Origin of the sequence: Rhabdochromatium marinum (genome assembly GCF_016583795.1) — a bacterium.
GTDB lineage: Bacteria > Pseudomonadota > Gammaproteobacteria > Chromatiales > Chromatiaceae > Rhabdochromatium > Rhabdochromatium marinum.
Genome location: NZ_NRRS01000013.1, coordinates 63,881 through 70,988 on the forward strand (window position 1 = coordinate 63,881; position 7,108 = coordinate 70,988).

General features: G+C 57.7%; 6 protein-coding genes and 1 pseudogene. All 7 read right to left on the reverse strand.

Annotated features, from left to right (window positions below):
* Positions 1-11: 11 nt before the first annotated feature.
* Positions 12-1,940 carry a GspE/PulE family protein gene (locus CKO36_RS06180; RefSeq protein WP_338053430.1) on the reverse strand — a complete coding sequence of 643 codons (1,929 nt, stop codon included), beginning with the start codon at positions 1,938-1,940 and terminating at the stop codon, positions 12-14.
* A 125-nt stretch (positions 1,941-2,065) separates the two neighbouring features.
* On the reverse strand, positions 2,066-2,503 hold the full coding sequence (locus CKO36_RS06185; protein ID WP_200281997.1) for a phosphate-starvation-inducible protein PsiE: 438 nt from the start codon (positions 2,501-2,503) through the stop codon (positions 2,066-2,068).
* Between the two features lie 150 nt (positions 2,504-2,653).
* The gene (gene soxZ, locus CKO36_RS06190; RefSeq protein WP_200281999.1) at positions 2,654-2,968 is read right to left on the reverse strand and encodes a thiosulfate oxidation carrier complex protein SoxZ; all 315 of its coding nucleotides are present in this window, start codon (positions 2,966-2,968) and stop codon (positions 2,654-2,656) included.
* A 121-nt stretch (positions 2,969-3,089) separates the two neighbouring features.
* Positions 3,090-3,596, reverse strand: a complete 507-nt coding sequence (soxY, locus tag CKO36_RS06195; RefSeq protein WP_200282020.1) for a thiosulfate oxidation carrier protein SoxY — start codon at positions 3,594-3,596, stop codon at positions 3,090-3,092.
* A 137-nt stretch (positions 3,597-3,733) separates the two neighbouring features.
* Positions 3,734-5,263, reverse strand: a complete 1,530-nt coding sequence (locus CKO36_RS06200; RefSeq protein WP_200282001.1) for a M48 family metalloprotease — start codon at positions 5,261-5,263, stop codon at positions 3,734-3,736.
* Positions 5,232-6,500, reverse strand: coding sequence for an RNA-guided endonuclease IscB (iscB, locus tag CKO36_RS06205; RefSeq protein WP_200282002.1), 1,269 nt, complete (start codon positions 6,498-6,500; stop codon positions 5,232-5,234). The genes CKO36_RS06200 and iscB overlap by 32 nt, the downstream gene beginning before the upstream one ends.
* Before the next feature lie 507 nt (positions 6,501-7,007).
* A pseudogene (locus tag CKO36_RS20400) lies at positions 7,008-7,108 on the reverse strand (IS982 family transposase); the annotation flags it as partial.

The following is a 7,108-nucleotide window of genomic DNA, read 5'->3' on the forward strand; positions in this document are numbered from 1 at the left end:
CTACAGGGGCCCTAGCCGTTGACAGCGCCAACCATAGCGAGGATTTCGCGATAGGACCGGGGACGGCCAACGCGCGGCAGCTTGCCGAGCACTTCCTTGATGGTGGTCAGTCCCTGTGCGGCCTTGGCCAGGCCGTCTTCCATCAGGCTCACCAGCCCCGCGGACTCGACACTGATGCGCCGCATCTGGGCCGAGGATTGACGGTTGAGCACGGCATCCCGGAGGGCATCGTTGGGTAACAGTAACTCAAAGACACCCACCCGGCCGGCATAGCCGGTGAAATGGCAATTTCGGCAACCGCGTCCAAGCAGGAATTCGCCGCCAGCGAGATCGCTCTGGGTCCAGCCAATGCGTTGCAGGTCGTGCGGCGTCGGCTGATAGCGTTCGGCACAATGATCGCAGACCTTGCGCAGCAGGCGTTGGGCCAGAACAGCGGAGACTGTCGATGCGATCAAAAAGGTTTCGATCTCCATGTTCATCAGGCGCAGCAGGGCACCAATGCTATCTTCCGTATGGAAGGTCGAGAGCACCTTATGGCCGGTCAGGGCCGCCTGTATGGCCGACTCGGCGGAAAACTTGTCGCGAATCTCACCCAATACGATCACGTCCGGATCTTGGCGCATCAAGGCACGCAAAGTCTCAGCAAACGTAAGATTGATCTTGGCGTTGACGTTGCATTGGGCAATGCCGTCAATGACATATTCGACCGGATCCTCCGCTGTCGCGATGCTGGTTTCCATGTCATTGAGCTGGTTAACACAGCCATACAGGGTCGTGGTCTTGCCAGAGCCGGTCGGCCCGGTCACCAAAATTACCCCGCTGGGCAATTCCAGCGCATGATCGATGAAACGCTCCAGCATCCGTGGGGCGATGCCGGATTGATTAATATCGAGCAGTTCAGCCTTGCGGCTGAGCAGGCGCAGGACGACCTTCTCGCCAAACACCGTGGCATAAAAGGAGGCGCGTATATCGCAACGACGACCGGAAACCGGATCATCGAAGCGGAAGCCGCCATCCTGATGGCGGCGCCGCTCGGCAATATCGGCCTTGGCCAGCACTTTCAAACGGCTGGCAATCGCCGGTGCCAGCTCGCGATCAATCTCACGTACCTGCATGAGCACGCCGTCGATGCGAAAGCGTACTCGCAGAACATGGCGCAGCGGTTCGATATGCATATCACTGGCGCCTTTTTCCAGCGCGCTGATAATCAAGCTATCCACTTGGCGCGTGACATCGCTCTCGCTGGCGGGACTCTTACGCTGTTTGGCATGGGTGCGGCTCGCCTCAAAGGCGTTAATGGCCTCGGTAATGGCGCGACTGATAGCAATAGCTGGCACCACGCGACCAAAGGCCGCTTCCGCACCGTGCCGCCCCGATGAATCCAGTGGATCAGCAAAGGCGACCAGCACGCCGTCGGCCTCGCGTCGCAACGGAATGGCGCACAGACGTCGGCACCAGTCGGGACTCACTAGCTTGAGCAGTTCCGGATCAATCTGGGTGAAGTTCGGCGTTTCAACCACAAAATCCAGCTGATCCGCCAGCACCTCAATCAGCCGCTGCTCGGTAATGAGCCCCATATCGAGCAGAATTTCGCCCAGGCGTTTGCCCTGGTAGTCGGGTTCCGACTGCGCCTCCAGCGCTGCGCGCAGATCACGGGGTCTCAGGTAGCCAAGTTCAACCATCACATCGCCGAGGTGGATGTGCGCACCCTGTTCGCGCAGCGTGGAGCGCAGTTGGGCCGGGTCGAGGTATTTGAGTTCGGTGAGCACCCGGGTCAGCGGGTAGTCCTCACCGAGTTTGTTGCGCACGCGATTGGCGTGCTGCATCTGCTTCGGAGTCACCACGGCCGCTTCAAGCAGCAGCCGTGCAACCTGTTCGCTGGAACTGAGCGTGTTCTGCTGGGCTGCTGTGGGGGGGGGGTCTACTGATTCAGACTGCACTGGATCAGACGGCACAGATTTAGGCGCAGGTGGCTGGGCCGCTTGCGGTTCCTGGCTTGCTTGTCGTGGCATAGTGACAATGAATTCGAGTATGACTCAATCCGAGTGTTGCTCAAGCATTACAGTCAATGCCGTTCAACATTGCCTGGATGCATCTCGGAACTCTCCGGCGGAATCAGGTAACGCTGGCTATAACGAATCACCAGAATGGCGCATGAAACCAGCAAGACTGCGCCCCCTTGATAGAGTAGCGTTTCGGGTTGAATATCCTTGCCCTGCAACACAATCAAGCGTGATAAGGCGGTGATGGCAATAAACATCGGAAAGGTAAAAGGCACCTCGTGATGCTGGAAGTAAACATTCGCCATCGCCATAATTTCAATGAAAATAAACATCTGCAACAGATCTTCGAGCCGAATTTCCTTGGCTTCGGATACGTAGATTGCCAGCAGAATCTGTCCAATACCAACCAACGCCAAGCCCCCAACCAGGAGCAGCACCAGTTTCTCAACATAGCTGAATAAGCCCGACAGAAAGGCATCAATATGTTTCTTGGGGTTCATACGCTTCCCCAATGGGGCTTTGGTAAGGAGTGAAGCGGGATTGTCGCACGTTCACCGAAGCGCAATCGTTGCAAATGCGCAATCTGCCAGTTTGTACAACAATCAATGAGCCGGCGAAAATCTGCGCGACAATCCCTGCTTGGCTGGCAGTCAGGAAATCTCGGCTGTGGCACTATCCGTGTTGCCTTTGTTATCAACCCAAGCAATCTCGATGGTGTCACCGGGTTCGCCGCCATTGAACTTAAACGACAGGTAGGGGTTTTTGGAGACGCCACCGCTCCACAGCGCCTTCATCACCACGGTGTCATTCCACTTACCGGTGACTTCCTGAATAAAGTGCGCTGGAATCAATTCGCCGGTTTTTTTATCCTTGCGCATTCCGGTTTCCATCTCGTGACTCATCAGGGATTTTACGGTGGTTTCACCGTTTTTTACCTTTGCGCGAATTTTAATATTACTGGCCATTGTTGCTTACCTCTGGCGCGAGCGTTCAGTTCTCGTCGCTTGTCTGATCTTGGTTCCGGGCCATGCCGTGTGCAGATTGACCCGATTAACAGGGATGCCGTGACGGCTGCACTAAGGGTACTTAGCCGCCGCAGCCGCCAATGGTGACCTTGACTTCCTTGGAATTGCTGAGCAGCCCGTCCTGAGTCTGTACGACCGCGACTACATCGGCTGTCTTGGCCATTTTGATACGTGTCGATACGAAGGGCGCGGCCTGTTCAGCCAGCTCAAAGGATGCTATCAGTGGAGCCTGGTTGCCCATAGCAAAAATTGTGATGGTTTTTACGCCTTCGAGATCGGTGGAAACCGTGACCGGCACGACAGCACCATTTTCGGCAATGTCCGGAGCCTTGATGTTAATGGCATCGCTGGTTTCAACCGCATCAGAGCCGAGCAGCTCGCTGAGTGCGGCAGCTTGATCCTTGGCCTTGAATGCGGCCTCAGGCCAGGCGGCCAGCAGCGCTTGCGGCGACAACAGGCCCGCGCCGACAGCCAAACCCATGGCTCCAGCGCCCAGGGACCCTTGCAGAACTCTGCGACGGGCGGCATCAAGCTGTTCTGTCTCAAGCTGGGGTTTTTCATCAATCATGGACTCTCTCCTAAACACACCGTGGTGAAATCTGGTCGGTGCAACGACCGCAGCCAACCATGAATGGTTATTTCTCGCAGCCAAGCTTACCTGAGTCAACAGCTTCTGCAAGCGGCGCAAACCCTGACAGTTGGGGATCAATCGCTCCCGCGCGACCATTTTTTCTTTGCAGACGCCTGCTCCTCACGCAGCACATCCAGCCGGGCCTGCAACTTGGAAGCCAAATGATACTCGACATTCGCCACCCGCACGGCACGCTCCAGTTGGCGAATCGCCGGCTCCAGGTCGCCCTGGTAATAGAGTTCCTCGGCCCGATAGCCAAAGGTCTTGGCCGGCTGCTTGGAGCGTCCGGCGGCGTCGGCCAGTAAGCCATACACCTGGGTGACCGAGGGGCGGCGGCGATGGAAGGCTTCCAGGGCCGCCAGCGCAGCTTTGGCTTGTCCGGCTTGCAGCAGCGCTTGTCCATAGGCTTGGGCCAGAGGCCAGCTGTCAGGGTTCAGACCATAGGCGCTCTTGAGGTGGCGCAGGGCGCGCTCAAGCTGGCCGTTGCTGCGGTCAATGTTGGCCTCCAGCACCAGGAACTCAACCCGGCCGGGATGCGCTTTCAGCAGCCGGGTGACCTGCTGCCGTGCGGCCTCCAGACGGCCGGCTCGCAACAGCGCCAGCGCATAGCCGTAACGCTCAGCCAGCTCGTGACGATAACGGCCTTGCTTTAGCGTGGATTCAAAGTGTTCCACCGCCCGCTGCGCTCCGCTATAGCTGCGCTCGCGCAGATTGGCGCGAGCGAGATGAAAGCCCAGGCTGTCCGGGCGCTGGCGCAGCCCATAGCCCTCGGCGCGTGCCAGCGCATCGGCAATGCGGCTGGTGGTGACCGGGTGGGTGCGCAGAAACTCCGGCGCACTGTTGTCATAATAACGGCTGCTGCGGCCCAGGCTCTCGAAAAAGCCCGGCATTGCGAAGGGATTGTGCCCGGCTTCGGCCAGAATTTCGATACCGATGCGGTCGGCTTCCTTCTCATTGTCGCGGGTGAAATTAATCTGGCTTTGCACCGCCATGGCCTGGATACCGGCCATGGCGGCCATACCCGCCTGCGCATCCACCTGAGCACCGAGCAAGGCCGCGGCAATCAGCAAGGCGGTGGCTGGCATCGCCAGGCGCTTTTGCGCCTCAAACGAGCGCAGCAGATGCTTTTGGCTGACATGGGCGATCTCATGCGCCAGCACGGCGGCCAGCTCGCTTTCGGTTTCAGCCGCCAGCACCAGTCCAGCAAAAACGCCGATCTGTCCTGAAGGACCGGCAAAGGCGTTCACAGCGGCCTGATCGATCAGAAAGAAGTGATAGTGGCCAGTCTGATCGCTTTTTTGCACCAGTTCCTGCCCCAGCGCCTGGATATAGTCCTCCAGCACCGGATCTTCGATGACTGGCAGGGCCTTGCGCACGCTTTTCATGAAAGCGCGCGCCAACGCACGCTGATCGGCCAGGGACAGCACAGTATCGGCCGAGCTGCCAAAATCGGGCAACTGATAGGGCTCAGCGCTCAGATCGGTGACAGCCAGCGCTATGAGCAGACCCAGCGCCAGGCGGGTGGCCTGCCAGGGATGTCGAGCGGCTCCGGTTTGTTTCGGATAATCTCTACTATCTGCACTTTTCTGTGGTGCCGTAGGCATAACCGTCATTCCTATGCAGCGGCTGAAAGGTTCGCATTGGGCGGCTGAACGGCTTCCCGCCGTCGAACGGGCGCATTTCAAAGCCGCCTTTGACGCGTGGCGAGATGCGCCCGGTTTTACCTTCACAACGCGCGATGTCGCCTGAACGCCAACCGTGGATCGGTTTTAGGCTGCGGTGTTGCTTCGGGTAGCCGTACTTGTCGAGCACGGCTTTCTTCCGCCCGCCCTGGCCCTTGGCGGTGATGCTCAATGGGCGATCCGTGACGAGCCTCAAGGCGCTAACCGTGCCAACTGCGGCCGCATCAAGCCAGTGTGCTTTGCTCCAGCCGAGTTGTTTGCGGTTGAATTTGGTTTGCCCACCGGTGCCGACCGTGACCGGCAGGCCGGTGGCGTTCAGCTGATGGAACAGCGCCCAGCGGGTTGAGTTGACCGCCGCCGCGTCTCGCAAGGGAGCCTTGGTTTTGGCGAGGATGTTCTTGAGCAATTCAGGCTTCTTTGCCAAGAATGCTTCGACGGGTCGCTGGCCTTTTTTCTGGTTGCACTTGGTACAGGCCAGCGTCAGATTGGAGACGCGATCCGAGCCGCCTGTGCTGCGCGGGCGGATGTGTTCAACCTCCAATGGAACGCCTTCGGTACCGCAATAAGCGCACGTCCGGCCCCATTTTTCGAGCAAGTATTCCTTGACCTCGAAACCCATCAGCTCGCCTTGTTGGTACTCGATACCGGAGATTTCGGGGTTGTTCATCTTCTGCATGTCGAACCGGACCAGCTCTTGCGTCAGCTCGCCGACGGGCGCAAAACGCATCAGGCGGTTGACCCAGGTCATCGTCGTTTGAACCCGATGCTGAAGGCTTGGCGCAAGCCAACCTGTTGCCCGCACCCGGTTCAGGAAGCGGGGCGCGCGGTAGCGCAACCGAGAACGGCGCAGTCGGCGGGACGCGCGGCGGCTGTCCAGTGTCTTGCGAATCAATGCGCCACGGTGATGCAATTCACCGCCCCAAACGACCTTATCGCCTTGCACCAGCGCAATACCCGTGGTCTTTGAACCAGGGTCGAGCTTGACTTGGCAGAGGGCCGGAGACGCGTCAGGAACCGTCTGCTTGAGGATGATGGTGAACGGAAACCGCCGCAGCACCGCTGCTTGTCCTTTGCGCAGAAGTTCCCGTGCGCGTGCCGGATGACAGGGCGACAAGGGCTGCCGATCAGTGTCCAGCACGAAAACGAAATTGGTGTTCATTTCTGAATCATCTCCCGTAAAGGGGTTATGTTTGCCTCGGGAATGTTGAACGGGCTTGTCATGATGGCCTCACGCGTCATGGTCAAATCTCCATGCCGTTCCTTAAAGACCATCGACAGAGCCGCAAACTGGCGTTCATTCGTGGGTGTCATCACCTGTCCAACGTAGGTCTCGTAGACCTTACCCTGCACCCTCAACGATGCGCTTAAAAAGGCCAGATTGGCCTAGAAAAGAGCAGATTTGAATGAGGGGAAAAACAACAGGTCAGCATGGTGGCTCAGATCTCTGGTGCATGGGTTGGGTTCCAGTGGTTGGGTCTTTTGGTTCTCTTAGAATTTCCGTGATCCGTAACTAATTGATTATAAATATAATACTTTTCTTCCCGAGCGATCAAAAAAACTTTTTGAAACAGTGGATCCACACCAAGGATGCCGTAACGCCGCCTTAACTTCCGTTATTTTCACAATCTGGATATCTATTTTAACCCAAGTTGCCACCTTGGCTGATTCAGAAAAGGAAATTGAGGCTACAGGCCAGGATAAAGAATGCTGTCTTGAGTTCAAAACCGGCAGCGGTCACGCTGTGGATATGTTTGGGTAGCAATCGTT